The sequence below is a fragment of the Paraburkholderia phenazinium genome (genome assembly GCF_900100735.1).
In the GTDB taxonomy this organism is placed as follows: Bacteria; Pseudomonadota; Gammaproteobacteria; order Burkholderiales; family Burkholderiaceae; genus Paraburkholderia; species Paraburkholderia phenazinia.
Genome location: NZ_FNCJ01000003.1, coordinates 436,247 through 461,890 on the forward strand (window position 1 = coordinate 436,247; position 25,644 = coordinate 461,890).

The following is a 25,644-nucleotide window of genomic DNA, read 5'->3' on the forward strand; positions in this document are numbered from 1 at the left end:
GAACGAAAAATGCGTAGCAAGCGGTACCGTCGCTGACGGCCAGTGTGTCAATCATGTGATGAAAGAGCCGGCGGCATATCGTCCGAACCGGCTTTGAAATATCCCCACTTATGCAGCGTATTGACCTTATTCCCGATGCGCGAACGCGCATCTCGCTCCCTCGTATCCTGCGCGGCGCCGGAACCGTCGGCGTCATCGCGGCCTGCGAGATCGGCACGCATTACGCGGCCAGCACGCCTCGCGCACAAGGTTTCGGTCTCGCCGTGGTGGTCGCGCCGCTGCTGTTGATCGGACTCGCCGCTGCCGCCCGCGCGCCGCAGCGCGCCTGGCTGCTGCCGCTGTGGGCCTGCTTCTGTGCCGCCCTATGGCTGGCGCGCGAGCCGCTGATCCGCCACTTCGGATGGGGCGCCTATCTCGAGCAACTGAGCTTCAATCTCATCATGGCGTTCGTGTTCGGCCGCACCCTCGCGGCGGGCCGCCAGCCGCTCTGCAGCCAGTTCGCCACGATGGTCCATGGCACGCTCACGCCGGCGGTGGCGCACTACACGCGGCAGATTACGCTGGCGTGGACGGGGTTTTTCCTGCTGGTCGCAAGCGTCTCGACGCTGCTGTTCGTTACCTCGCCGCTGGTTGTGTGGTCAACCTTCGCCAACTACATGACGCTGCCGCTGGTTGTCGTGATGTTCGTCGGCGAGCATGCCTGGCGGCGTATTGCACTGCCCAACGTGAAACGCTCCAGCATGCTCGCCGCCGCCCGTGCCTACCGGCATACCATGCACGGCCGCGCCGAACGCGCACAATGAAGCCGGGCTCGATGCCCACGCTGCGGCACAGACCCAAGATCACTGTTTTCACTGACGTTATGCCGAGCTTTCCTCTGCTATTCCACTCCTCGTCCGCCGAGACGATTGCCTGGCGCGACGGCACGCCGGTTTCGGTGCGCGAGTTTCTCGCCGACGTGACGCGTCTCGCCAGGGCGCTGCCGGCCGGCGGCCATGTCTTCAACATGTGCACCGACCGCTACCGGTTTGCGGTCGGCCTGTGTGCGACCCTGGTCGCCGGCAAGATCAGCCTGCTGCCCTCGGCGCACACGCCCGAAGCGGTGCGGCAACTGGCGGCCTTCGCGCCGGACACGTTCTGCCTGCACGATAGCGCCCACTGCAGCGTCGAGTTGCCGCGCTTTCGCTTTCCTTCGGAGTCCGGTGCGAATGCGCCAGACAGTGGCGCTGAGACTCATGCCGAGACTCATGCCGAGACTCGCGCTGATCCGAACGCTGAGATCTCTGTGCCGCAGATCGATGCAGAGCAGGTCATGGCGTATCTGTTCACTTCCGGTTCGACCGGGGTGCCGGTGCCGCATGGCAAGAAATGGGGTTATCTGGTGCGCTGCCTGCGCACCTCGGCCGCGCGCCTCGGCCTCTCGGAGATGGGCGCCTGCACGCTGGTCGGCACGGTGCCGCCGCAGCATATGTACGGCTTCGAAACCACCGTGCTGCTGGCCTTGATTGGCGGCTTCGCGTTCGGCAACCGGCAGCCGTTCTATCCCGGCGATGTCGCCGCCGAACTCGCGGCGCTTCCGCAGCCGCGGGTGCTGGTCACTTCGCCAGTGCATCTGCGCGCACTGATGATGTCGGGCCAGGCGCTGCCGCCCGTCGCGCTGGCCTTGTCCGCGACCGCACCGCTCACGCAGGATCTGGCGCGCACCGCCGAGGCGCGGCTTCATGCGCCCTTGCTCGAAATCTACGGCAGTACCGAAAGCGGTCAGATCGCCACGCGGCGCACCGCACTGCACAATGCCTGGCAGCTCTATCCGGAGCTGAAGCTGGAGACGCGACATGCGCAAGGCAGCGCAAACGACCGCGGCGATAGCGCAGACGATGTCACTGTCTGGGTGTCCGGCGGTCACGTGGAAACGCCCGTGCCGATGGGCGACGCGCTCGAACTGCTTGACGATGGCCAGTTCCTGCTGCACGGACGCAAAGGCGATCTGGTCAATATCGCCGGCAAGCGGACCTCGCTCGGTTATCTGAATCATCAGTTGAACGAGATACCGGGCGTGGTGGATGGCGTGTTCTTTATGCCGGATGCGGCTCCCCGTGCTGCAGGCGCCGCGTCCTCCGTGTCTGCCGCGAGCCCGGGTCCTGTGTCCGATCCTGAGGTGGCGCGCGTGGGGCGTGGCGAACCGGTCACGCGTCTGCTTGCTCTCGTCGTAGCGCCCGATCTCACGCCCGCCGACCTGCAGCGTGCCTTGCGCGATCGCATCGACGCCGCGTTCATGCCGCGCCCGCTGATCTTCGTTGCCTCGCTGCCGCGCAATGCCACCGGCAAGCTGCCGCGCGACGTGCTGACGGCATTGGTGGCGCAACATACGCGCAGCGCATCGCTCGCGGCACAGAACGGCCCGACCACCCTCACCTTCACGATCGCCCCCGATCACGCGGCCATCCCCGGGCACTTCCCCGGCCAGCCGATCGTGCCGGGTGTCGTGCTGCTCGACCACGCCATCAGCGCGATCGGCAGCGCGCTGAACCGCTCGCTCGACGCCTGCCGCGTTAGCTCGGCCAAGTTCCCGAGTCCCGCGACGCCAGGCACACCGCTTGATCTGAAGTTCGAGACCACCGCCAGCGGCACGATCCGCTTCACCATCAGCGCCGCCACGCGCACGGTGGCGAGCGGCGTGCTGGCGGCACCCGCGCCCGTCGAAGAAGCGGTGGCATCATGAAGCGCCCTGCATGGACCCAGCGCAAGGAGCGCAGCAATCCGGCGCTGATGCGCCTGATGAGCTGGCTGTCGCTACGCCTCGGCCGGCGCGCGAGCCGGATCGTTCTGGCGCCGGCGGCGATCTATTTCCTGCTGTTTTCGCCTGCCGCATGCAAGGCCTCGCGCGACTACCTGAGTCGCGCGCTCGGCCGGCCGGCGGCCTGGCTCGACGTCTGGCGTCATCTGGTGGTGTTCGGCACCACCATCCATGACCGCATCTATCTGCTCAACGACCGCTTCGACCTGTTCGATCTGCGTCTCTACGGCGAAACCCTCGTGCCCGAGGCGCTGGCCGAAGGCCACGGCGCGTTTCTGATCGGCGCGCACCTGGGCAGCTTCGAAGTGATCCGCGCGATTGGCCGCACGCAACCGAACCTGCGCGTCGCGGTGACGATGTACGAGGAAAACGCGCGCCGCATCAACGAAATCCTGGCCTCCATCAATCCTGCGGCGAAGCCGGACGTGATTGCGTTGGGCCAGGTGGATTCGATGCTGAAAGTGCGTGAGTCTCTCGACGCCGGCAGCATGATCGGCATTCTCGCCGACCGCACCTTGCTCGGCGACGCACGCGACTCGATGCGCTGGCTCGATTTTCTCGGCACGCCCGCAGCGTTTCCGCTCGGGCCGCTGCATATGGCGGCCATGCTGCGGCGCCCGGTGATCTTCATGACCGGGTTGTACCGCGGCGGCAATCGCTATGACATTCACTTCGAAAAGCTGGCCGATTTCTCCCAGGTCGAACGCGGCGAGCGCAGCGCTCAGGTGCAAGCTGCTCTCGGTCAGTACGTCGCTTTGCTTGAAAAATACTGTCGCGCAGCGCCGTACAACTGGTTCAACTATTTCGACTTTTGGCACACTGAATCGGCCGATGAAAGCGCCAATCAACAGGCCAATGAGAAGGCCGCTGGATTGGCCGCCAGGCCCGCGGCCCGAAGCGCTGCAAAATCGGCCAGCGAATTTGCCTCTAATCTGGCTACGAATCGTGCCAGCGGATCGACCGTGAAGCCGGTCGCGCCTAACACCGATCTGATTACCCCGAGCAGGAAGACCTGAGATGTCTGCACGCCCCCTGTCCCGTGTTTCGCTGCGCCGCAAGGCCGGTATGCTGGCCGCCTCGGCTACCTTGGCCGCGGCGGCCCTCATCCCCATTACCGCCCACGCGGCCAGCCCCGACGCCTCAAGCTGGACGCTCGACCGTCTGATGTCGACGCTCGGCCAGAAGAAATCCGGCCACGCGACCTTTGTCGAGACTAAATACCTCTCGATTGCCACCGAGCCGGTGACGTCCTCCGGTGAACTGGTATTCACCGCACCGGACCATCTGGAAAAGCGCACCGATAGCCCCAAGGCGGAAGACCTTGTCATCGACGGCGACAAGCTGACGATCGCCCGCAACGGCCACCGCTACACGCTCGCGCTGACGCAGTATCCGGAGCTATCGGCCTTCATCGACAGCATTCGCGCGACGCTCGCCGGCAACCGTTTTGCGCTCGAACAGGTCTATAAAGTGGTCGTCACGGGCGCCGGCGACGACTGGACACTCACGCTTACGCCGCTCGATGCGCGCATGCTGAAGTCGATCAGCACGATTACGCTGACCGGCACGCGCGACCTGCTGCATACGGTCGAGATCCAGCAGGCCGACGGCGACCATTCGCTGATGCGTCTGCAAAACGACACGGCCAACTGATGCGCGAGCCGCTTGCCACCGTCACGCCAGCGCAGGGTCTCGGCCATGCGTTGCGGCAACGCGCGGTGCTGCTGTGGCTGGTGTTCCTGCTCGCCTGTGCGGTGGTGATCAGCCGCACCACGTTTACCGCCGACCTGTCCGCCTTCCTGCCGCGCTCACCAAGCGCCGGGCAGCGCGTGCTGGTCGACCAGTTGCGCGACGGACTGGTGTCGCGGCTGATTCTGGTGGGCATCGAGGGCGGCGACTCTGCCGCCCGCGCGACCCTGTCGCGACGCATGGCGGCCAGCTTGCGGGGCGATGCGCAGTTTGCTTCGGTCAACAACGGCGAGCCGGTGAGCGAGGCACGCGATCAGCGCTTTATCTTCGAGCACCGTTATCTGTTGAGTCCGGCGGTGACGCCGCAGCGCTTCTCGGCTGACGGACTGCATCAGGCGCTCGGCGACAGTCTGGATCTGCTCGGTTCGTCGGCGGGCATGTTCACCAAGGACCTGCTGCCGCACGATCCGACCGGCGAAGTGGCCACGCTCGTCAACCGGCTCGACAGCGGCGCGCAACCGAACTCGCAGGACGGCGTCTGGGCCTCGCGCGACGGCCGGCGCGCGGTGCTGGTCGTGCAGACCGCCGGCGCCGGTTCCGACACCGACGCACAGGCTCGCGCGATGGCCGCGGTGCAGCGTGCCTTCGATGCCGCTGCCGGCAGCATGCCGAATCCTTCGTCGTACCATCTGCTGATGACCGGGCCCGGGGTGTTCTCCGTCGAGACCCGCGACAACATCAAGCATGACGTGGCGCGGCTGTCTGCCGTCAGCCTCGTGCTGATCGTCGCGCTGCTGCTGGTCGTGTACCGCTCGCCGCTCGCGCTGCTGCTCGGCTTGCTGCCGGTGCTCTCGGGCGTCGCTGCGGGGCTTGCCGCGGTCAGCCTCGCGTTCGGCACCGTGCATGGCTTGACGCTCGGCTTCGGCACGACGCTGATCGGCGAAGCGGTGGATTACTCGATCTATCTGTTCGTGCAGTCCTCGCGGGTGCAGACGCGGGGCGGCGCTGCAATGACTCCAACAACAGCAGCGACAGCAAACACCGGCCGCGACCCGGCGCTGCGCGAATGGATCGCCACCTATTGGCCGACCATCCGCCTCGGCGTCTTGACCTCGATCTGCGGCTTCGCCTCGATGCTGTTCTCCGGCTTTCCCGGGCTCGTGCAACTGGGGCTGTATTCGATTGCGGGCTTGACGAGCGCTGCGCTCGTCACGCGCTTCGTGTTGCCGCATCTGCGCGGCGCACGCTTTGCGATTCGCAATGTCGTGCCGCTTGGGAGCGCGCTTGCACGCTTCACCGCTGCCGCGCCGCGCTTGCGCTGGCTGCTGGTCATTGTGCTGGCGGCGTCGGTGGCGACGCTCGGGTTGCATCGCCAGCAGATCTGGAGTCACGAACTGTCTGCGCTGAGCCCGGTGTCGCCGCAAAGCCTGGCGCTCGACGAGAGCCTGCGAGACGATGTCGGCGCACCCGATGTGCGCTATCTGGTGGTGATCTCGGGGGCGAGCCAGGAAGCGGTGCTGGAAGGCGCCGAGAAGGTCGCCGCGCAATTGCAGCCGCTGGTGGACAAGGGCGTACTGGCCGGATATGAAAGTCCGGCGCTGTTTCTGCCGAGCGTCGCTACACAGCGTGCCCGGCTCGCCAGCCTGCCGCCAGCCGACGTGCTCACCGCGAGGATGCGCGAGGCCGTCGCCAACCAGGCGATCAGCGTGAAGCCGGAAGCGTTCGGGCCGTTTATCGCGGACGTTCAGGCCGCGCGCCAGCAAGCGCTGCTGCAGCGCGCGGACCTGCAAGGTACGTCGATGGCGCTGGCCGTCGATGCGCTGCTGACCGAGCGCGCCGGCCGCTGGAGCGCGATGCTGTCGCTGCGTGCGCCGGCTCACGCGGCCGCCGCCGCAAGCCCAGGTCAAGCTGCAGCCAGCGACACAGCGAGCCTCGATGCCGCGACGATCCGCGCCGCCGTGGCCCAGGCACAAGTGCCCGATGCGCTCTTCGTCGACATGAAGGCCGAGGCCGATCGCCTCTATATCAACTACGTGCGCGAGGACATTCACCTGTCGCTCGCCGGGCTTGGGGCGATTGTCGTGTTGCTGCTGATTGCGTTGCGCTCGCCGCAGGCAGTCGCGCGCACGCTTGCCCCGCTGCTTGCCGCCGTGCTGGTGGTCAGTGCCGGTCTCGCACTAGCGGGTGAACAACTGACGATCCTGCATCTGATCGGCATGCTGCTGATCGTGGCAGTGGGGTCCAACTACGCGCTGTTTTTCAACCGCCCAGGCCACGCGAGCGATGGCGTTCCGGCGATTGCGCCTCAAACGCTGGTCTCGCTGTTGATCGCCAATCTCGCCACGGTGGCCGGCTTCGGCCTTCTGGCGCTCGCCCGGGTACCGCTGCTCAAGGCCTTCGGCCTGACGGTGGGACCCGGCGCGATTCTCGCGCTGCTGTTCTCGGCGATTCTCGCGCCTGCCATGACGAAGCGTGCGGCGCAACGGACCAGCGCGGCCGTGCCCGACGAACCACGCCGCGGAGAGCGCGTATGACGCCTACCAAGCCAGGCTCGCAAACAGAGGTTCAGCAGGCACCGCAGCCACCGAATGCCTTCAGCGCTCCCGGCGCGGCTGCTGCGCGGACTACTTCCGACGTGTCTGCAGCCCCTATCGCCCCTACGACAACAGAAGCTCCCGGTGCTCCGCGCCGCTGGAAGCCCTCGCCGTTCATCACCGGCACGGCGGCGCTGCATGCCGGCGCAGCGGCGGCCGTGGTATTGCAGCCAGTACTCTGGCCGTGGGCGCTAGGCAGCGTCGTCGCCTCGCATCTGGCATTGACGGCGGCCGGCTTGTGGCCGCGCAGCACGCTGCTCGGTCTGAACTGGACCGCGCTGCCGGAAAGCGCGGACCGGCAGATTGCGCTTACCATCGACGACGGACCGGACCCCGAGGTCACGCCGCGCGTACTCGATTTGCTCGAGCGCTACGGTGCCCACGCGACGTTCTTCTGCATCGGCGAGGTGGCGCGCCGCCATCCGCAGATTGTCGAAGCGATCGTCGCGCGCGGGCATGCGGTCGAAAATCACAGTCAGCGGCACCGGCACAACTTTTCGTTGCTCGGGCCGCGCGCGCTCGCGCGTGAGATTGCAGCCGCGCAACAGACACTCACGGAGATCAGTGGGACGCGGCCGCTGTTCTTTCGCGCCCCCGCCGGTCTGCGCAATCCGTTTCTCGAACCGGTGCTGTGCCGGCTCGGGCTGCAGTTGGCGAGCTGGACCCGGCGCGGCTTCGACACGCGCACCCGCGACGCCGCCGTGGTGACGCAGCGCCTGCTGCATGGCCTGGCGCCACGTGACATCCTGCTGGTGCACGACGGCCATCCGGCCCGCGACGCGCGCAACCAGCCGGTCGTGCTTGATGTTCTGCCGGCGCTACTCGGCGCGGCCGCCGCCGCGCAGTTGCGCTGTACCACGTTGCGCGCGGCGATCGCACCGGGAGTCGGCGATGTTTGAGACGCACTGCGAACGCGTGGCGGCGTCATCCCCGCAAGCCACGCCGCCCCACGCGCTCCTGACGCAGCGCAGCAGCCAGGCGCGTGCACGCCGTTTGCTACCATTGATGGATAGACAGGGCCGCTAACCGGCGCTGCCCCATCGACCCGTAACAGGACCGTACTGTAGTGAAACCTCTCCTGCTCTCGCACTTTACCGCCACGAGTTGTATCGGCCGCGGACTCGACGCCACGCTCGCCGCGCTGCGCGCCCAGCGTGGCGGCCTCGCGCCGTGCCGCTTCGAGCGCGCGAGTCTCGACACATGGATCGGCGAGGTGGAGGGTATCGATGCCGAGCCGGTGCGCACCGACCTGAGCGAGTTCGACTGCCGCAACAACCGGCTCGCGCAACTCGGCCTGACGCAGGACGGCTTTGCCGAGGCGGTCGCCGCAGCCGCGCAGCGCTATGGCGCGCAACGGGTCGGTGTATTTATCGGCACCAGCACGGCTGGCATTCTGGAAACCGAACGTGCCTACCAGCAGCGCGATCCGCAAAGCGGCGCCCTGCCCGCCAGCTTCCGCTATGCCGAGAGCCACACGCCCTATTCGGTGGCCGCCTTCGTGCGCGCGTATTGCGCGCTGCAAGGACCGGCACTGGTGGTGTCGTCGGCCTGTTCGTCCGGCGCCAAGGTGTTCGGTTCGGCGCGGCGCATGCTGGCCGCCGGGCTGATCGATGCCGCCGTGGTCGGCGGCGTCGATTCGCTGTGCCTCACCACGCTGTACGGTTTCAACTCGCTCGAATTGCTGTCCTCGGGACCGTGCAAGCCGTTCGACGTCAAGCGCAGCGGTATTTCGATCGGCGAAGCGGCCGCTTTCGCACTGCTCGAACGCCCGCAGGAAGCGAACGACTCGGCTGCGGGCGCGCCGCTTCACGATGGCGCGATCCTGCTCGCGGGCATCGGCGAATCGAGCGACGCGTATCACATGTCGTCACCGCATCCGGAGGGCCTCGGCGCCCGTCTCGCGATGGAACAGGCGCTCGCGAGCAGCGGGCTCAGCCCGCAGGAGATCGACTACATCAACCTGCATGGCACCGCCACCCCGAGCAACGATGCGGCCGAGAGCCGCGCGGTGAGGACCCTGTTCGACAGCACGCCGTGCAGCTCGACCAAGGGAGCGACGGGCCACACACTCGGCGCAGCCGGGGCGCTCGAAGCGGTGATCGCCGCGCTCGCCTTGCGCGAGCAGTGGCTGCCCGCCGGCATCAACACCACCGAGGCCGACACCGCGCTCGGGCTCAACTACCTGCTGACGGGTCGAGCGGCTCCGTTGCGCACAGCCCTCAGCAATTCGTTCGGCTTCGGCGGCACCAATTGCAGCCTGCTGTTTGCACGCGCCGCTGCGGCGCGCAACAGAGGGGGCGCAGCATGATCGCCTTGACCGCCTTTATCGACAGCGTCGGCTTGCTCGGGCCAGGGCTTGCCAACTGGTCCGATGCCAGGGATGTGCTAGCCGGCCGCGCGGCCTACGTGTGCGCCCGCACCGTCGTCCCCGCACCCGCCAGCCTGCCCTCCGCCGAACGCCGCCGCACTGGCACAGGCGTCAAGCTGGCGCTCGCGGCCGGCCTCGAGGCGTTAGCGGCAAGCGGCCGCGACGCGGCGTCGCTTGCTACCGTGTTTGCCGCCTCGGGCGGTGACGGTCAGAACTGCCATGTGATCTGCGAGACGCTCGCCAGCGACGACCGGGCCCTTTCGCCGACGCGCTTTCACAACTCCGTGCACAATGCGCCGGCCGGCTACTGGAGCATCGCGACACAGGCGATGGCGCCGTCCAACGTGTTGTCGGCGTATGACGGCAGCTTCGCCGCAGGCTTGCTCGAAAGCGTCTGCCAGGTCGCGGTCGACGGCGTGCCCACGCTGCTGATCGCCTTCGATACCGACTACCCGGCGCCGATGCGCGAAATGCGGCCGATCCCCGATGCCTTCGGCGTGGCGTTGGTGCTCGCGCCGGTGGCTGGTGCGAACACGCTGGCGCGCATCGACGTGCAGCTCACCGATGCACCCGCGAGCGTGCTCGCCGCGCCCGAGCTCGAAGCGCTACGCCTTGGCAACCCGGCAGCCCGCGCGCTGCCTTTGCTCGACGCACTCGCCGCGCAAGCTCCGGCGAGTGTGGTGCTGGATTACCTGCAGGACGTCCAGTTGCGAGTCGACCTGACAATGTCGAACCGTTCCGGCGAGTTTGCGCCATGAATTTAGGCTTTCCGCTCTCGCCGCCGCTCGATCATGCGTGGATTGCCGCGCATATCCCGCACAGCGGCTCGATGTGCCTGCTCGACGAGGTCGCCGAGTGGGACGCCGAGCGCATCCGCTGCACCGCGACGAGCCATCTCGATGCGCACAATCCGCTACGCGCGCACGGACGGCTCGCCGCCGTCTGCGGCGTCGAATACGCGGCTCAGGCGATGGCGGTGCATGGCGCACTGCTGGGCGCAGGCGAGGAACGTCCGCGTGCGGGGTTTCTTGCCAGCGTGCGGGAGGTCGAGGCGCAGGTGGCCCGGCTGGACGGACTGGATGGGCCGTTGAGCGTGGAAGCCGAGCGCTTGAGCGGCAATGGCAATAATATTCTGTACCGCTTCGCATTGAGCTGCGGCGCGCGCGTGCTGCTGACCGGCCGCGCCGCCGTCATGCTCGATGCCAGCGGCGTTACCCTAACGGCCGGGCTCGCATCGAGCACCGGCGCTACTTCAGGACCCGCGTTATGAAGAAGTTCAGACTGTTGCTCACCGCGCTTGGCGCGCTCACTTTCGCGACGCTCACGCCGCTAGCCCACGCGGACTTCGCCGAGGGCGCGCATCAGTTCAAGACCGACGTGAAGACCGCCGGCAAGGAAACCGGCCATGCGATTGCGCATGGGGCACGTGCCGTCGGACATGGGGCGAAGACGGCCGGTCACGCGGTGGCGCACGGCGCAAAAAGCGCCGGCCATGCGATTGCCAATACCACCAGCCACGGGTACCACGCGACCAAGCAGTGGGTGAAGGAAAAGACCTGACACCGTCGATGCCGCTCGCGCGGCATCGGGCGGCGTAGCGGCGCAGGCCGCGCGCGGCCCCCCCTCAATGCTTGACGACTTCCTGCCCCACGGCATAAAGCTCGCACTGCGTTCCGCCCATCCGTATGCACTCGGCGAGCGCCCGCTGCCCGGCGTTTTCGCCCAGACGGTACGCCCAATGTCCATCCGGCGACAACGCGAACGCGCGCGGCGGCGCGAGCCACAGGAAGTGCCGGTAACCGTCGCGGCCGGCCGCCTTCAGATACGGCACAGCGTCGACATCCTCGATGTCCGGGCCCGGTGCATGGGCGCGCAGATCGTAGCGAACCTCGAACGGCAGCCCCAGCGACGTCAGGAACTGGCCGACTGCCGGCAACCAGATCGGCAGGCCGCTGTACAAGCTGAACATGATGTGGCCGTCGCTGCCGAACGTACCGTAGTCGATGAATTGCGCGTGGCCTCCGGCGCTCTCATAGGCCGTGAGCATCCGCTTGACGAGCGGCGGCGGAAATAGCGAGTCGTTGTCGCCGTACATCCATAGCGACGGCACCCGGGTGGTCTTGCCATACGCGCCGAATGCCTCCACCAGGCTGCGCTCGGAGCCCGGGCAATTGGCGAAATGCAGGCCGCCGGCGAAGTTGATCAGCGCCACCACACCCGGCGGATTCAGCGAGCCCAGCGCCATCGTGGCTAAGCCACCGTGCGACTGGCCGATCACCACGATGCGCCTGGCGTCCACGTAAGGCAATTTTTTCGCGTAGTCGATTGCGGCAAGCACGTCGGCGGCCTGGGTGAGGCCGTCGTCTTCGTCGTTGCAACTGTCGGCCCGGTAGGTCCCGCCCGACTTCGCGAAACCTTCTCGCATCGGCACGATCACCGCATAGCCGCGCCGGACGAATTCGAGCGCCTGACCGTAGTAGTCGGCGCTTTGCTGGAAATGCGGATCGCCCCACTCCTTGCCGTGATTGATGACGACCAGCGGAAACGGCCCGTCGCCGGGCGGCGCGTAGATGTGCGTTTCGAGTTCGACGTGAAACAGGCCGTGTCCCTTCGGCACCATCACCGATTCGTCGCGCAGCGTCGCCGCCCCTGCCGCTTGCGCGACACATACGGTGAACGCAAGCAGCAGGCGCAGTAGATTCATCAGCGTCCCCTCATCAGCGCATGTTGCCGGTATGCCCCAGAGAATAGCGTCCCGGCTGCGGCCACACTGTCAGGCCGTGCGGTTCCATGCCGACCGGAATCGACTGGATGTTACCGGTTGTCGTATCGATCGCGTACACCACATCGTCGAAGCGGCCGGAGAGCCACAGCATCTTGCCGTCGGCGCTGACGTTGCCCATGTCGGGACTGCCGCCGCCGGGAATCGGCCAGGTGACCAGCACCTTGCGGGTGGCGAAGTCGAGCACCGAAATGCTGCCCTTGCCGTGCTTCGGCCCATGCACGAGATTCGAGCCGCGGTTCGAGATATACAGCTTGGTGCCGTCGCGGCTCGGATAGAGCCCGTGCGTGCCGACGCCGGTATGGATGAAGCCGATCTTGGTAAAGCTGTCGCCGTCGACGAGGAACACGCCATCGGCCATCATGTCCGCCACGTAGAACACCTTGCCGTCAGGCGAGATGCGGATGTCCTGCGGCATGCCCTTCGCATTGATTTGCAAATAGCCCACCACCTTGCGGTTCACCATATCGATCTTGGCCAGCTTGCCGCCGAATTCGCAGGTGAAGAGCGCGTATTTGCCGTCAATCGAAAAGTCCGCGTGGTTGATCCCCTTGCACTCCGGCACATCGAGGCTGGCCTTCAAGGCCATCGTGTGGGCGTCGCGAAAGTCGAGGCGCGCGCGCGCTTCCGCGACCACGATCGCTTCCTTGCCGTCCGGCGTGAAATACATGTTGTACGGATCGTCGACCTTCACCGCCTGGCCCGGCTTGCCGGTCTTCGGATCGATCGGCGTGAGGCTGCCATCGGGCCGGCCTTCCGCATTGTTCGCCACCCACAGCGTCTGCAGGTCCCAGGACGGCACGACGTGCTGCGGGCTGTAGCCAACCTTGAACTTGTCCACTACCTTGAGGGTGGCCGGATCGATCACATAGACATCGTTCGAACGCAGGTTGGGCACATAGACGCGCTGCAACGCACCCGCTACCGCCGGACTCAGATGATTGACACCCGCCTCGCTATACAGGTTGGCGGGGTTGACCACCGGCGGCATGCCGGCCACGGTAGTAACGCTCGCCGCGGCCGCGGCGGGACCCGCCATCCACAGCCCCGACAGGACGACGCCAACCGACGATGCAAGCCGCACCCAGCGACTGGAACGGAAAGCCATAGCGATGAACTCCATGAATAAGTGAGTGACGCAAACGAATAACGAAAACGCGTAACGGACACGCATCACGAAAACGCAAAACTCAGCGCCCCGCCGTATCTCTCTTGATGGCGTCGATGGTGCGCGACACGATCGCGTCGACGCCTAGCTGGCCGAGTTCCGCGGTCGCCCGGCGCGGATCGCCGCCGTAGACGCCGTCGGCCGGGCCGAGCTTAGGCCCGCTGCGCAGCTTGTCGACGCGCACCATTTGCGGCGCGACCGCGAGCAGCAGCGCGGTGTCCGCGAGGCCCGCATGGGTGCCGATTTCGTCGTCGTGAAAGCCATGCTCGCGCAGGATCGCGTTGTAGCCATCCGAACTGGTGCCGTAGTACTCCGGCGGCACAAAGGCGCGCGCTTGTGTACCGGCCCATGACTTGTTCAGTTGTGCCACCACACGCTTGACGTCGTTCTGATAGCCGCCATGGTCGCCGAGAAACACGATGTTCTTGAAGCCATGCACGGCGAAGCTGTTGGCGGCGGACTCGAGCAGCTTCTCGAACACGTCGTCCGGAATCGTGATGGTGCCGGGAAAGCGCATATGTGACGTTGGCGGCGCATAGCCGCCTTCCGGCACATAGGCGATGATCGGCGCGACCAGCGCATTGCCGAGCCCCTGCGCGATGCGCTGCGACAACACCGCGACGCGCGCGTTGTGCTTGCCGAGCGCGACATCGGGGCCGCTTTGCTCGGTGCCGCCGATCGGAATGATGATGGTGGTTTTGCCCGCCTGAACTTCGTCGCGGACCTCGGTCCACGTCAGGTTTTCGAGGAACACGGTTTTCGGCGTTTGCGCGAAAACGGTCTGGATAGCGGTTTGTGAAGCGATCAGCAGAACGATCGACGCGAGGCTTCGCCGCAGTGACAAGCGCATGAGGAGTCCCATTCCGGAGATTTGACGACGCCTGTGAGTATATCCGCCGCTACGGCCCGCGCAGGAGGCTTTGTGGGGTCTTTATTGGGTCGGCATTGACCAGCGATAAGGCACGGCGTTACGGGTTATCCCTGGGGCATGAAGGGCCGCCAAACCTTTCTTTTTACTTTCAACATTCTTTCTGTTGCTGTTAAATGAGGTTCTTCCTTTAACGCCTGGAGACCTTTCTATGTCGAATTTCATGCAAGGTGCGGTAACGCTCGGCAGCTGCATCGGCGTGTTCACGCTGGTCGTTGCATTGATCGAAATGCTGGGGGGATGAGCCCCCCAGCGAGGCCGCAAACCTTAAACCAGCACCTCAAACGGGCGCCGGATTGCGTTCGGCAAACCCTTCCTGATGCCAATACGGGTACGCCGGACGCACCGCGCTCGCGGCATCGAGCTTCGCCATCTGCTCGGCGCTCAGGTTCCAGCCGACTGCACCGAGGTTCTGCCGCAACTGTTCCTCGTTGCGCGCGCCGATCAGAACCGTGGCGACCGTGGGCCGCTGCAACAGCCAGTTCAAGGCGATCTGCGGCACAGTCTTGCCGGTTTCGGCGGCCACCTCACCGATCGCGTCGAGCACGCGAAACAGATACTCATCCGGCACCGGCGGCCCCATGTCGGCGGTCTTGTGCAGGCGGCTCTTCTCCGGCAGCGGTTGGCCGCGCTTGAGCTTGCCGGTCAGCCGCCCCCAGCCAAGCGGACTCCACACCACCGCGCCCACGCCCTGGTCGAGGCCTAGCGGCATCAGTTCCCACTCATAGTCGCGCCCCACCAGCGAGTAATACGCCTGATTGGCGACGTAGCGCGGATAGCCATACCGGTCCGCGACATCCTGCGATTTCATCAGATGCCAGCCGGAGAAATTCGACACACCGGTGTAGCGGATCTTGCCTGCCCGCACCAGGTCGTCGAGTGTCGACAGGACTTCGGCCACTGGCGTTCTGGCGTTCTGGCGTCGAAACCGTGCAACTGGAACAGGTCGATATAGTCGGTTTGCAGCCGCTTTAATGCTGCGTCGACGGCCTGAATCAGGTGAAAGCGCGACGAGCCGACGTTGTTCGGTCCATCGTCGAAGCGGAAGGTCGCCTTGGTCGAGATGATGACCTTGTCGCGCTTGCCCTTGATGGCCTCGCCTAGCACCGCTTCAGAAGAACCGCTCGAATAGATGTCGGCGCTGTCGAACATCGAAACGCCCGCGTCGAGGCAGATATCGATCAGGCGGCGTGCCTCGGCCACATCGGTTGCGCCCCACGCCTCGAAGAATTCGCCTTTGCCGCCAAACGTGCCGGTGCCGAAACTGAGCACCGGCACCTTGAAACCGGATGCGCCCAAATGTCTGTATTCCATCGAATGCCCTCCATCAGGTTGCGATTGGGTTGCCAACGGAGGCTCAGTCTACGCGCGTCCTTCGAATCGCGTCGGCAAGCCGGCGCGCTTGGGACGGGTCATGCGTCTCACGCTACTAGCAGCTCACGAGCGCATGCAGTTCGTCGATGTTGAACGGCTTGGCCAGAATCGCGACGCCGATATGCCTGGCGCGTTCGAGCTCGTCGGCATAGCCGGTCATCAAGGCGATCTTCTGTGCCGGCCACTCGCTGCGCACCCGTTCGGCGAGGTCGACGCCGTTAAGCTTGCCGGGCATCTGGATGTCGGAGAGCACCAGCTCGAACCGTTCGCCGGCAGTCAGCACATCGAGCGCCCGGTCGGCGCTGGCCTCGTGATGCACGGCGCAGCCGAAGGTTTGCAGCACGGCAGCGATGCCCGCCGCGACGTCCTCGTTGTCCTCTACCAGCAGCACCATGCCTTGCGAGATGGAGCGCTCGTCGGGCGACGCCTGCTGGGCTACCGTTGCGACGGCCCGGGCTTCGCGCAGACGCGGCAAATAGAGCCGCACGGTCGTGCCGCTGCCCACCACGCTGTCGATCTTGGCGGTGCCGCCCGACTGCTCGCACATGGCGAGAACCTGGGCCAGTCCAAGCCCGGTGCCCGAGCCCTTCAGCTTGGTGGTGAAAAGCGCTTCGAAGGCGCGCCGGGCAACCGATTCGGTCATGCCCTCGCCGTCGTCGGAACAGGAGATCAGTACGTATTCGCCGTCCGGCAACAGCGTGTCGCTCGAGACCAGCCGGACGTTCTGGCAGCGAATCACAAAGCGTCCGCCGTGCGGCATCGCATCGCGCGAGTTGACGGCGAGATTCATGATGGCGAATTCGAGTTCCGTCGGATCGACCAGCACACGCCAGATATCCGTGACCAGATTGACGCTCACCTGCACCTTGTCGCCCACCGCCGAATCGATCAGCGTGGCGGCGCCCGGCAACCATTTCGCGAGATCGACCGGTTCCTGCTTGAGCGGTTGTTTGCGCGCCACGCTCAGGAGACGCCGCGTCAGCGCTTCGGCCGTGGCGGTGGCGCGCTCGACTGCCTTGACCTCGTTTTCGACGTTCCTGAAGTCCTTGTGGCGCGCCATTTGCATGTTCGACGACACCACCATCAGCAGGTTGTTGAAGTCGTGCGCGACATTGGCGACCAGATTGCCGAGCGCCCCCATGCGTTGCAACTGGCGGCTCGACGCCTCAGCCGACAGGCGCATGGCCACTTCGCCCTGCCAGCGCTCCCAGGCGATTCGCTCGGTCTCGAGCTGGCGCAGCGAGAAGAACACCAGCAGCCAGATGGCAATGCATGGCGCCACCGTAATCGCACCGATCAGCAGGAAGTGACGCCACCACTGCTGGAAAATCGTATCCGTCGCATAGGCGCTCATCACATACAGCGGATAGTCGCCCACCCGCCTGAACGCCAGCAGCCGCTCGACGCCGTCGACGCTCGAGGTCATGCGCACATGGCCGAACAGTTCCTTGTCGCGCAACGCATCGGTAAACGGTGTGCGGGCCGTCAGCGAGGTGCCCGGCGGCCAGCCTGGATAGCGCACCAGCAACTGGCCGTCCTGGCGGTACAGACCGAGTGCGAGCGAGGGGTCGCCGTCCGTCAGCTCGCGGTAAAAGCGCGAGAAGTAGTCGTTGCGCAGCGCGATCGTCACCGCACCGAGAAACCGGCCGTCGGCCGCCGAGCGGCCCAGCGTCGTATTGAACACATCGGTCTGCGAGATCGCGCCGTACATCGGCAGCGAGAAGTAAGGTTCGGGGCGAATCGCCCGCGCCGAAATGAAATCGTCGCGCGTGCCGATCGACAGCGTCGGCGCCGGATAGGCGCGGCTATTGACCAGCAGCTTGCCGTCCGCTCCGAAGATCGCAATGATGGCCACCTGCGGGAAGTCGCCGCCGATCACGCGCAAGCGATGGTGCAACTCGCCTTCGTGGGCGCGAATCGTGGCCTCGTCGTCATCGTCGAGCAATTCGAGGATGCGGGCGCTGATCTGCTGGTTCAGATCGAGCACCTTGACCGCCTGCTCTTCGGCCACACGCGTGAGGCGGTCGATCATGTTGTCCGAATCGGCCACCCGGCGCTGATAGTCTAGGTAGCCATAGCCCCCGAGGCAGGCAAGCGGAAACACGATCGAGACGAGCAGCACCACCAGCAAAACGCGCCGCGTCGCAGCAAAGTTGCGTAGCGGCAGCGGAAAGTCGGCGGCGGCGCGCTCCGCGTGTTGCACGTGACGATCTCCTGTGAGAGAAGATGGATTCAGTGTAAGCAGAACTGGACGGTTCGGTTTCGCCTGACTTTACGACAGCCCGCGCGGCAACACAAACACCTGGCGCGATCGGCAGGCTCAATGGCGTCGGCTTGCGAGCCGTCGTGTTTAGATCAGACGTTTGCCTTTCAACGCTTGAGGAATGCTTACGGATCGCCGCAGCAGCGCGCCTAGGGCTTTTCCTTAGCAGTCGGCGTGGGCAGGACGCCCTTTTTCGACTTGCCGTCCTTGCTGTCCTGTTGCGGCGCTTCCTTCTCGATCTCGGCGCGCGCCTGCTCCCAGTATTCGTCCGGGTGGCCCTTGGGATCGGTTGCCCGCTCCCACAGGTAATACGCGCGGGTGCGGATCTTTTCCTCGGTGCTGACTTCCTCGCGGGACTCTGCGTTTGGCTTTTCGTTTGGCTGCTCGTTTGGCTGCTCGCTTGCCGCTTCGATACCCGGGTACTGCTGCTGGTCCTGTGCCATCTTGCCTCTCCTGGTGTCATGCCTCGATGGGAGCAACCGCCGCCGCGTTGCCTCGCTGCCCGGTTCACGCGCACGCGACGCCAGGCGGCGGCGACTACGCCCACACCTTCAGCAAGCGCTGTACCTGGCGGCGGCCATGCCCTCAAGCGGTCTTGCCGGTGTCGTCCGTGGTCAGTTGCTGTTCGAGACCGTCCAGTACGCGTTGGGTTGCGCGGCTCGATGCATCGAGCGCAAACAGCAACAGCGAGCGGCCGGTGACCTGGTAAGCGGCTCCGGCATAAAACGCCGGCAACTCGTCGCGTACCGGCATATTCGTATCCAGCAGACAGGTCCATTGAGCGCCGTCCGGAATCTCCGGCAGCGTGAAATTGACCACGTCGTGATGCGCATTGAGGACCAGCAGCAAGGTCGCGTCGGAGGCCGGCCGGCGGATGCCGCTCGCCTGGGCGCGGCCGTCGATCACCAGCCCGAAGCAGCGCATCGCCGCGTCGTCCCATTGCTCCTGATTGAGGTCTGTGCCGGCCGGCGACAGCCAGCGCGTATCCGTCACCTCCAGCGCGGCGTTGTATTCGCCGGTCAGAAAGCGGCCGCGCCGCAATACCGGCAAGCGGTGCCGCAGCGTGGTCAGGTTCTTGACGAACTCGGTGAGCGCGCGCCCTTCATCGTCGATGCCTTCCCAGTCGAGCCAGCTAATCTCGTTGTCCTGACAATACGCGTTGTTGTTGCCCTGCTGGGTGCGGCCGAACTCGTCGCCGGCGAGAATCATCGGCGTGCCCTGCGAGAGCAGCAAAGTGGCAAGCAGGTTGCGCTTCTGCCGCTCGCGCTGCTGACGGATATCCGCATCGTCGCTCGGTCCTTCGACGCCGAAATTCCAGGATTTATTGTCCGAGTGGCCGTCCTGGTTATCCTCGCCGTTGGCCGCGTTGTGCTTGTCGTTGTACGACACCAGATCGCTGGTGGTGAAACCGTCGTGAGCGGCGATGAAATTCACGCTGGCCCATGGACGCCGGCCGCGCCGGTTGAACTTGTCGCCCGAACCGGTGAGCCGTTTGGCGAGGTCAGGCGCCATGCCTTCGTCGCCCTTCCAGAACGCGCGGGTGGTGTCGCGGAAGCGGTCGTTCCACTCCGCCCAGCCGGGCGGAAAGCCGCCCACCTGATAGCCGCCGGGGCCGCAGTCCCACGGCTCGGCGACAAGGCGCACGCTCGAGAGCACCGGATCCTGCCGGCAACTGTCGAGAAAGCCGCCGCCTTCGTCGAAGCCGTGCGGCTCGCGGCCGAGAATCGTGGCGAGATCGAAGCGAAAGCCATCCACCTTCATCTCGCTCACCCAGTAGCGCAGGCTGTCGGTCACCATCTGCAGCACACGCGGATGCGACAGGTTCAGCGTGTTGCCGGTGCCCGTGTCGTTGATGTAATAACGCGGTTCATCCGGCATCAGACGGTAGTACGAGGCGTTGTCGATGCCCTTGAACGAGAGCGTCGGGCCGCGTTCGTTGCCCTCGGCCGTGTGGTTGTAGACCACGTCGAGGATCACTTCGAGATTGGCGTTGTGGAAGCGGTCGACCATCTCCTTGAACTCTTCCACCGACGCATTCACCCCCGCAAAGAAGCGCGGATCCGCGGCGAAAAAACCGATCGTGTTGTAGCCCCAGTAGTTCGTCAGACCTTTGTCGAGCAGATAGCTGTCGTTGACGGCCATGTGGATCGGCAGCAGTTCGACCGTCGTGACGCCCAGGCCCTTGATGTAGTCGATGACCGCTTGCTGGCCGAGGCCGGCAAAGGTGCCGCGCAGGTTTTCCGGCACGGCGGGATGGCGTTTGGTGAAGCCGCGCACATGCGTTTCGTAGAAAATCACCCGCTCCCATGGCAGCGCATTGCGTTCGGGATGGGTCCACGAGAAGGTCGTGTCGACCACCTTGCACTTGGGCACGAAGGGGGCGCTATCGCGCTCGTCGAACGAGAGATCGCCGTCCTCGTGCTCGAGCGTATAGCCGAAGATCTCCGGCGCCCATTTCAGCTCGCCGATATGCGCTTTCGCATACGGGTCGAGCAGCAGCTTGTTCGGATTGAAGCGATGCCCTTCGGCGGGTGCATAGGGGCCGTGTACCCGATAGCCATACACCGCGCCCGGCTTCAGGTCGGGCACGAACACGTGCCAGACCTCGTCGGTAAATTCGGGCAGTTCGATGCGCTCAATTTCCTCGTTGCCGCTCGGATCGAACAGGCACAGTTCCACCTTGGTGGCGTGCGCCGAGAACAGCGCGAAATTGACGCCGACGCCGTTCCAGGTCGCGCCCAGCGGGAAAGGCACGCCTTCGGCGATGCGGGCCGCGTAGCGCGTGGGAGGGGCTTGAGTCGCCTCGCGTGACATGGTTCTTCCTTTGACGATGGGAGGTCCGCGCACAGGAACCGGTGCGAGAGCCTAGCTCAAGCAAGTTACGGTCCTGAGGTGGACTTCGCCCCGGCATGCAGGCGATGCGAATGACTCGAATGCTAGCGGCGAAGTTTGGACGGCGGGCAGAACGGCGGCGCTGTCCCCGCGGTCCCCTCTGCCCCTCAAGGCGCCTCGTACGCGCGGCATGTCGTCGCCGCTTCGAGAATGCGCAGCAGGCGCTGCGGCGTGAGCGGCTTTGTGCAGTGCGCATCGAACCCCACGGCTTTCGCGCGGGCCCGGTCGTCCGCCGATGAGAATGCCGTGCACGCCACCAGCAGCATATGCGAGGTGGCAGGATCGGCGCGTAGCCGCCTTGCCAGTTCGAGACCGTCGAGCCCCGGCATCTTGATGTCGAGCACGACCGCGAAGGGTTGCCACTCGGCGGCCAATTTGCAAACCGCCAATGGGTCTTCGAGTGCACGGCACTCGAAACCGTCCGCAATCAGCAGCAACTGCAAAGCGTCGGCAGCCTCGCGATAGTCGTCGACCACCAGCACACGGCGATGCGACACGCTCGCGTGGGCGATCGACCGCCACACCACGACGTCGTCGTTATCGTTCATCCCGTAGTCTGCGGTCACTGTTCTCTCCCTGGCGCCGGAAACGGGCACATCGGATATTAGCCGCAACATTCGCTCCTGATAGCGACGCGACAGGTCTTATGCCCAGGTGTTCTTCTCGGACACGGTTGCTACATGACCTCAAGCGATGCAGGTCGCATAACTCATGACGTTCATGGCTACACAGCGGCCGCGGCGTCTGCGCCCACGCTTCAAGAAGTATCAAAATGCACCTGGCCTGACCACCCTCGGAAAACCCTTGAGGACGCAACCAAAGCCGCCTGGCCACGGATTTGGCATAAGAATCAGGGAAAGTCCCGAGTCGTCCTGGCGCAAGCGCAGCGCGTGCGCCAAAAAGAAAAGGCATTCAGGCGGCCTACGCAACGGTGCGGCCGGCCTGAATGCCTGAATGCCTTCGCAGTGATCGCGCGATGCTACTTCTTCTGCACGCGGGCAATCTGTCGTTTTGCTGCGTCGTAGACATGCTCCGGCGTAAAGCCGAACTTGCGTTTCAGATCGGCCAACGGCGCGGACGCACCGAACGTGCGCATCACCACTTTCGTGCCGAAACGACCCACGTAGCGGTCCCAGCCGAGTTCGGCGGCCTGTTCGACGCAAACCCGCGCAGCGACGTCCGGCGGCAGCACCGAATCCTGATACGCGACGTCTTGAGCTTCGAAGATGTCCCACGACGGCATCGACACAACGCGTGCCGCAATGCCCTCGCCCTTCAGCTTTTCGTAGACCTCCACGCAGATCGACACCTCGCTGCCGGTGGCGAGCAGCAGCACTTGCGGCTTCTGGCCCGCGTCAGCATCGGCCAGCACGTAGGCGCCCTTGCGCACCCCTTCGGCCGATGCGTACTTGCTGCGATCGAACGTGGGCAATGGCTGGCGCGTCAGCACGATGCACGATGGATGACGCGGCTTCGACAAGGCCACCCGCCAGGCTTGCGCAACCTCGTTGGCATCCGCGGGACGCAGCACCGTTAGTCCCGGCACGCCACGCAGCGACGCCAGTTGTTCGATCGGCTGGTGGGTCGGGCCGTCCTCGCCGACGCCGATCGAATCGTGCGTGAACACGAAGAGCGCGGGCACTTCCATGATGGCCGACAAGCGGATCGGCGGCTTCATGTAGTCGCTGAAAATCAGGAACGTCGAGCCGTAGGCACGCAGGTTCGACAGTGCGAGACCGTTCACGACCGCCCCCATGGCGTGCTCGCGAATCCCGAAGTGCAGATTGCGGCCGCCATAGCTGTCGTGCTCGAAGCTGCCCGCGCCTTCGAACTTCAGATTGGTCTTGGTAGACGGCGAGAGATCGGCCGCGCCGCCCAGCAGCCAGGGCACGCGTGCGGCGATTGCGTTGAGCACCTTGCCCGAGGCATCGCGCGAGGCGACGCCTTTCGCGTCTGCATCGAAGGTGGGGATATCGGCGTCCCAGCCGTCTGGCAATTCGTGCGCTTCGATCTGTGCAAACTCGCGCGCGAGCTCCGGATACTTTTGCCGGTAGGTATCGAGCTTAGTCAGCCACTCGCTGCGCGCCGCCTTGCCGCGTGCGCCGATGCCGTCGGCAAAGCGCGCCATCACGCCGTCCGGCACATAGAACTTCTTGTCTTCAGGCCAGCCGTAAAAGCGCTTGGCGGCAGCCACTTCCTCGTCGCCGAGCGGCTCGCCGTGCGCCGCCGAGGTGTCCTGCTTGTGTGGCGCGCCCCAGCCGATGATGCTGTTGACCACGATCAGCGTCGGCTTGTCGGTGACATTTTTTGCTTCGGTAAACGCGGCTTCCAGTGCGGCGGCATCGTTCGCGTCGGTGACGTGGATGGTATGCCAGTGGTAGCCGTGAAAGCGCGCCTCGACGTCGTCGCTATAGGCGAGATCCGTGTGCCCTTCGATCGTCACGCGGTTGCTGTCGTAGATCCAGGTGAGGTTCGACAACTGCAGATGCCCCGCAAGCGAAGCCGCTTCATGCGAGATGCCTTCCATCATGTCGCCGTCGCCGCATAGCGCATAGACGTGATAATCGAACAGCGGCGCATCGCTCTGGTTGAAACGGGCCTCGTACCAGCGCGCCGCCATCGCCATGCCGACGCTATTGCCGAGGCCCTGGCCCAGCGGCCCGGTGGTGGTTTCGACGCCGCTCGTGATGCGGAATTCGGGGTGTCCGGGCGTCTTGCTGTCGAGCTGGCGGAATAGCCTGATGTCGTCCAGCGACACGGCGGGCGCACCGGTCGGCTTGCCGTGTTCATCGACGGCCTTGACGCCCGCCAGATGCAACAGCGAGTACAGCAGCATCGACGCATGCCCTACCGACAGCACGAAGCGGTCGCGATTGGGCCACAGGGGCTCGTCGGGGTCGTAACGCAGATGGTTTTGCCATAGGTGGTAAGCAACCGGGGCCAGCGCCATCGGCGTGCCGGGGTGGCCGGAATTCGCCTTTTGCACGGCATCCATCGATAGCGTACGGATCGTATTGATGCATAGCTGATCGAGGGAAGGATCGTTTTGCATGGGAAGCTCCTGTTCGACGAGTGACGACGCGGCGACGACCGGCAGCGGCCGACCGTCCGATCATGCGCCGATGCGCGGCAATAGCCAACTGCAAGCCAGGTGCCGGGCAACCCACGGTATCACGCATAATTTGCGCCCGCTCGCAGCACAGATCCAGCTTTCCGGGTGCGGCCCCCGTACCCGCCTTTGAGGACCTACTTTGTAAAAAGGAGAGCGCCATGGCCGCACCGTCAAGGTTCCGGTGCGGCCCGGTCTGCCGCGACAATCGCTCGGCCGTACTCGATCGCGGCGCGGCGTGCTTCGTCTGCGCTATCGTAGGGGCCGATCTGCGGCGCGCCGTCGAATGGAAACAGGATCCGCCGGTCGGCCTTGCGGATGACCTTTAGGCCACCGATATATCGGCCGTCCCCCGTGCTGTGGTAACTCGCGAAGATCTCGAATTCATCATCGGCTACGTCGGCTTTGTGTCGCGCCATGCTGCATGCTTTCCAGGTAGAGGCTTGCTTCGCCGCGTTCCTTTGCGCTTGCCGGGCGGCTTCGCGCATAGGGGGTGTTTCACGAGCATCGAGCAACCCCTGTTCCTGGACATGCCGAAAGACCGCGTCTGGGTAGTTCGCCGCCAGGTACATTGGCACGCGCCCGAACGCAACGATACGTTAGCCCATCGCGCCCACCACGATGCGCGCTGCCGCCGCGATAACATCGTCGCGCGCCTTCGCATCCTGCTGCGGTTGCGTGTGATAGATGCCGAGGATCAGCGGCGGCCGCGACGGCGGCCAGACCAGTCCGAGATCGTTGGCGGTGCCGTAATCGCCAGTGCCGGTCTTGTCGCCGCGCGTCCAGCCGGCGGGAAGCGCCGCGCCGATCCGCTGCGCGCCCATCTGGTTGCCGCGCAGCCAGTCCAGCAATTGCGTGCGCTGCGCGAGCGGCAAGGCCGCGCCGAGCGTCAGCGTCTGCAGGCTGCGAACCATCGCAGCGGGCGTCGCGGTGTCGCGCGGATCGCCGGGTATTGCGTCGTTCAGCGAGGTCTCCAGACGATCCAGCCGGAACACAGGATTACCGATCAGGCGCGCATACGCCGTCACGGCGTTTGTGCCACCCAGCAGCTTGATCAGCAGATTGGCGGCGGTATTGTCGCTGCGCTGGATCGCGGCCGCGCACAGTTCGGCTACCGTCATGCCCTCGCTGACGTGCTCAGCCGTGACGGCCGAGTAATGCACCACGTCGCTTTGCGCGTAGTGAATGCGCTGCTGCATGAGCCCGGCCACCTGCGTGCTGCGCGCCAGAATCGCACCGATCAGGATCACCTTGAAAGTGCTGCAGAACGGAAAGCGCTCGTCGGCGCGATGGCCGATCTGCGCACCGGTGGCGGTATTCAGGGCAAACACGCCAAGACGGCCACCCGAGCTTTGTTCGAGCTGGGCGAGCTGGGCTGCGGGCGAATCTGCCGCGGACGTTTGTGCGGCCCGGGCGCCGGCGGCGAGGGCCAACGGAAGGGTCGCGGCAATCCGCAACCATGTGCGGCGGTGTTGAGAACAGGTCATCAGGAAAATCTCGTGGGCTAAGGGTGGCAACTAAGCGTGGCAACTAAGGATGGCCACTAAGTGCCAACCAAGCATGCCAACTGAAGGCTGAACGTAAACGTTCCAGGAAGACGCGACTATCGTCCCTTTGCGCGCGGATGGCAAACGAGGATAATTTGGCTCAGGGTAAAGAAAATCTTTTGGCTAGCCATCC

At 65.2% G+C, this 25,644-nt stretch carries 19 protein-coding genes and 2 pseudogenes; 10 read left to right on the top strand and 11 right to left on the bottom strand.

Annotation, left to right across the window (positions count from 1 at the left end):
* The first annotated feature begins 110 nt into the window (after nucleotides 1-110).
* The 10 genes and pseudogenes from BLQ92_RS09085 to BLQ92_RS09130 all read left to right on the top strand — a co-directional run bounded on the left by BLQ92_RS09085 (nucleotide 111) and on the right by BLQ92_RS09130 (nucleotide 11,008).
* Nucleotides 111-803 carry a COG4648 family protein gene (locus BLQ92_RS09085; RefSeq protein ID WP_090683572.1) on the top strand — a complete coding sequence of 231 codons (693 nt, stop codon included), beginning with the start codon at nucleotides 111-113 and terminating at the stop codon, nucleotides 801-803.
* A 59-nt stretch (nucleotides 804-862) separates the two neighbouring features.
* Nucleotides 863-2,722, top strand: coding sequence for an AMP-binding protein (locus BLQ92_RS09090; RefSeq protein ID WP_090684034.1), 1,860 nt, complete (start codon nucleotides 863-865; stop codon nucleotides 2,720-2,722).
* Nucleotides 2,719-3,627: pseudogene (locus BLQ92_RS09095) on the top strand (LpxL/LpxP family acyltransferase); the annotation flags it as partial. The gene BLQ92_RS09090 and the pseudogene BLQ92_RS09095, both read left to right, overlap by 4 nt.
* Nucleotides 3,628-3,862: 235 nt before the next feature.
* On the top strand, nucleotides 3,863-4,450 hold the full coding sequence (locus BLQ92_RS09100; protein WP_425194914.1) for a LolA-related protein: 588 nt from the start codon (nucleotides 3,863-3,865) through the stop codon (nucleotides 4,448-4,450).
* Entirely contained in the window at nucleotides 4,450-7,020 is a 2,571-nt protein-coding gene (locus BLQ92_RS09105; RefSeq protein WP_090683575.1) for an MMPL family transporter, read from the top strand. The genes BLQ92_RS09100 and BLQ92_RS09105 overlap by 1 nt, the downstream gene beginning before the upstream one ends.
* The gene (locus BLQ92_RS09110) at nucleotides 7,017-7,979 is read left to right on the top strand and encodes a polysaccharide deacetylase family protein (RefSeq protein ID WP_090683578.1); all 963 of its coding nucleotides are present in this window, start codon (nucleotides 7,017-7,019) and stop codon (nucleotides 7,977-7,979) included. Before BLQ92_RS09105 ends, BLQ92_RS09110 begins: the two co-directional genes overlap by 4 nt.
* Nucleotides 7,980-8,146: 167 nt before the next feature.
* Nucleotides 8,147-9,388: a beta-ketoacyl-[acyl-carrier-protein] synthase family protein gene (locus BLQ92_RS09115; protein ID WP_090683579.1), complete on the top strand. Its 1,242-nt coding sequence runs from the start codon at nucleotides 8,147-8,149 to the stop codon at nucleotides 9,386-9,388.
* The gene (locus BLQ92_RS09120) at nucleotides 9,385-10,206 is read left to right on the top strand and encodes a beta-ketoacyl synthase chain length factor (RefSeq protein WP_090683581.1); all 822 of its coding nucleotides are present in this window, start codon (nucleotides 9,385-9,387) and stop codon (nucleotides 10,204-10,206) included. The genes BLQ92_RS09115 and BLQ92_RS09120 overlap by 4 nt, the downstream gene beginning before the upstream one ends.
* Nucleotides 10,203-10,718 (top strand): hotdog family protein, encoded by a 516-nt coding sequence (locus BLQ92_RS09125; RefSeq protein WP_090683583.1) that lies wholly within the window; start codon nucleotides 10,203-10,205, stop codon nucleotides 10,716-10,718. Before BLQ92_RS09120 ends, BLQ92_RS09125 begins: the two co-directional genes overlap by 4 nt.
* Entirely contained in the window at nucleotides 10,715-11,008 is a 294-nt protein-coding gene (locus BLQ92_RS09130; RefSeq protein WP_090683584.1) for a hypothetical protein, read from the top strand. The genes BLQ92_RS09125 and BLQ92_RS09130 overlap by 4 nt, the downstream gene beginning before the upstream one ends.
* A gap of 64 nt (nucleotides 11,009-11,072) precedes the next feature.
* Here BLQ92_RS09130 and BLQ92_RS09135 read toward each other — a convergent pair whose 3' ends face one another.
* The 11 genes and pseudogenes from BLQ92_RS09135 to bla form a co-directional block, all read right to left on the bottom strand.
* Nucleotides 11,073-12,152, bottom strand: coding sequence for a CocE/NonD family hydrolase (locus BLQ92_RS09135; protein WP_090683586.1), 1,080 nt, complete (start codon nucleotides 12,150-12,152; stop codon nucleotides 11,073-11,075).
* A gap of 13 nt (nucleotides 12,153-12,165) precedes the next feature.
* Entirely contained in the window at nucleotides 12,166-13,338 is a 1,173-nt protein-coding gene (locus BLQ92_RS09140; protein WP_425194912.1) for a YncE family protein, read from the bottom strand.
* A gap of 82 nt (nucleotides 13,339-13,420) precedes the next feature.
* Nucleotides 13,421-14,248 carry a creatininase family protein gene (locus tag BLQ92_RS09145; RefSeq protein ID WP_090683588.1) on the bottom strand — a complete coding sequence of 276 codons (828 nt, stop codon included), beginning with the start codon at nucleotides 14,246-14,248 and terminating at the stop codon, nucleotides 13,421-13,423.
* 358 nt (nucleotides 14,249-14,606) lie between these two features.
* A pseudogene (locus BLQ92_RS09150) lies at nucleotides 14,607-15,640 on the bottom strand (aldo/keto reductase).
* Between the two features lie 115 nt (nucleotides 15,641-15,755).
* The gene (locus tag BLQ92_RS09155) at nucleotides 15,756-17,903 is read right to left on the bottom strand and encodes a hybrid sensor histidine kinase/response regulator (protein ID WP_090683590.1); all 2,148 of its coding nucleotides are present in this window, start codon (nucleotides 17,901-17,903) and stop codon (nucleotides 15,756-15,758) included.
* A 209-nt stretch (nucleotides 17,904-18,112) separates the two neighbouring features.
* Nucleotides 18,113-18,406, bottom strand: a complete 294-nt coding sequence (locus BLQ92_RS41370) for a DUF2934 domain-containing protein (protein ID WP_090683592.1) — start codon at nucleotides 18,404-18,406, stop codon at nucleotides 18,113-18,115.
* A gap of 142 nt (nucleotides 18,407-18,548) precedes the next feature.
* On the bottom strand, nucleotides 18,549-20,777 hold the full coding sequence (gene glgX, locus BLQ92_RS09165) for a glycogen debranching protein GlgX (RefSeq protein WP_090683593.1): 2,229 nt from the start codon (nucleotides 20,775-20,777) through the stop codon (nucleotides 18,549-18,551).
* 185 nt (nucleotides 20,778-20,962) lie between these two features.
* Nucleotides 20,963-21,403, bottom strand: coding sequence for a response regulator (locus tag BLQ92_RS09170; protein WP_090683595.1), 441 nt, complete (start codon nucleotides 21,401-21,403; stop codon nucleotides 20,963-20,965).
* Between the two features lie 431 nt (nucleotides 21,404-21,834).
* Nucleotides 21,835-23,907 (bottom strand): transketolase, encoded by a 2,073-nt coding sequence (tkt, locus tag BLQ92_RS09175; protein WP_090683597.1) that lies wholly within the window; start codon nucleotides 23,905-23,907, stop codon nucleotides 21,835-21,837.
* 230 nt (nucleotides 23,908-24,137) lie between these two features.
* Complete coding sequence (locus BLQ92_RS09180) at nucleotides 24,138-24,383, bottom strand: DUF6723 family protein (protein ID WP_090684038.1); 246 nt, start codon at nucleotides 24,381-24,383, stop codon at nucleotides 24,138-24,140.
* Between the two features lie 180 nt (nucleotides 24,384-24,563).
* The gene (gene bla, locus BLQ92_RS09185) at nucleotides 24,564-25,451 is read right to left on the bottom strand and encodes a class A beta-lactamase (protein WP_090683599.1); all 888 of its coding nucleotides are present in this window, start codon (nucleotides 25,449-25,451) and stop codon (nucleotides 24,564-24,566) included.
* Between the last annotated feature and the right edge of the window lie 193 nt (nucleotides 25,452-25,644).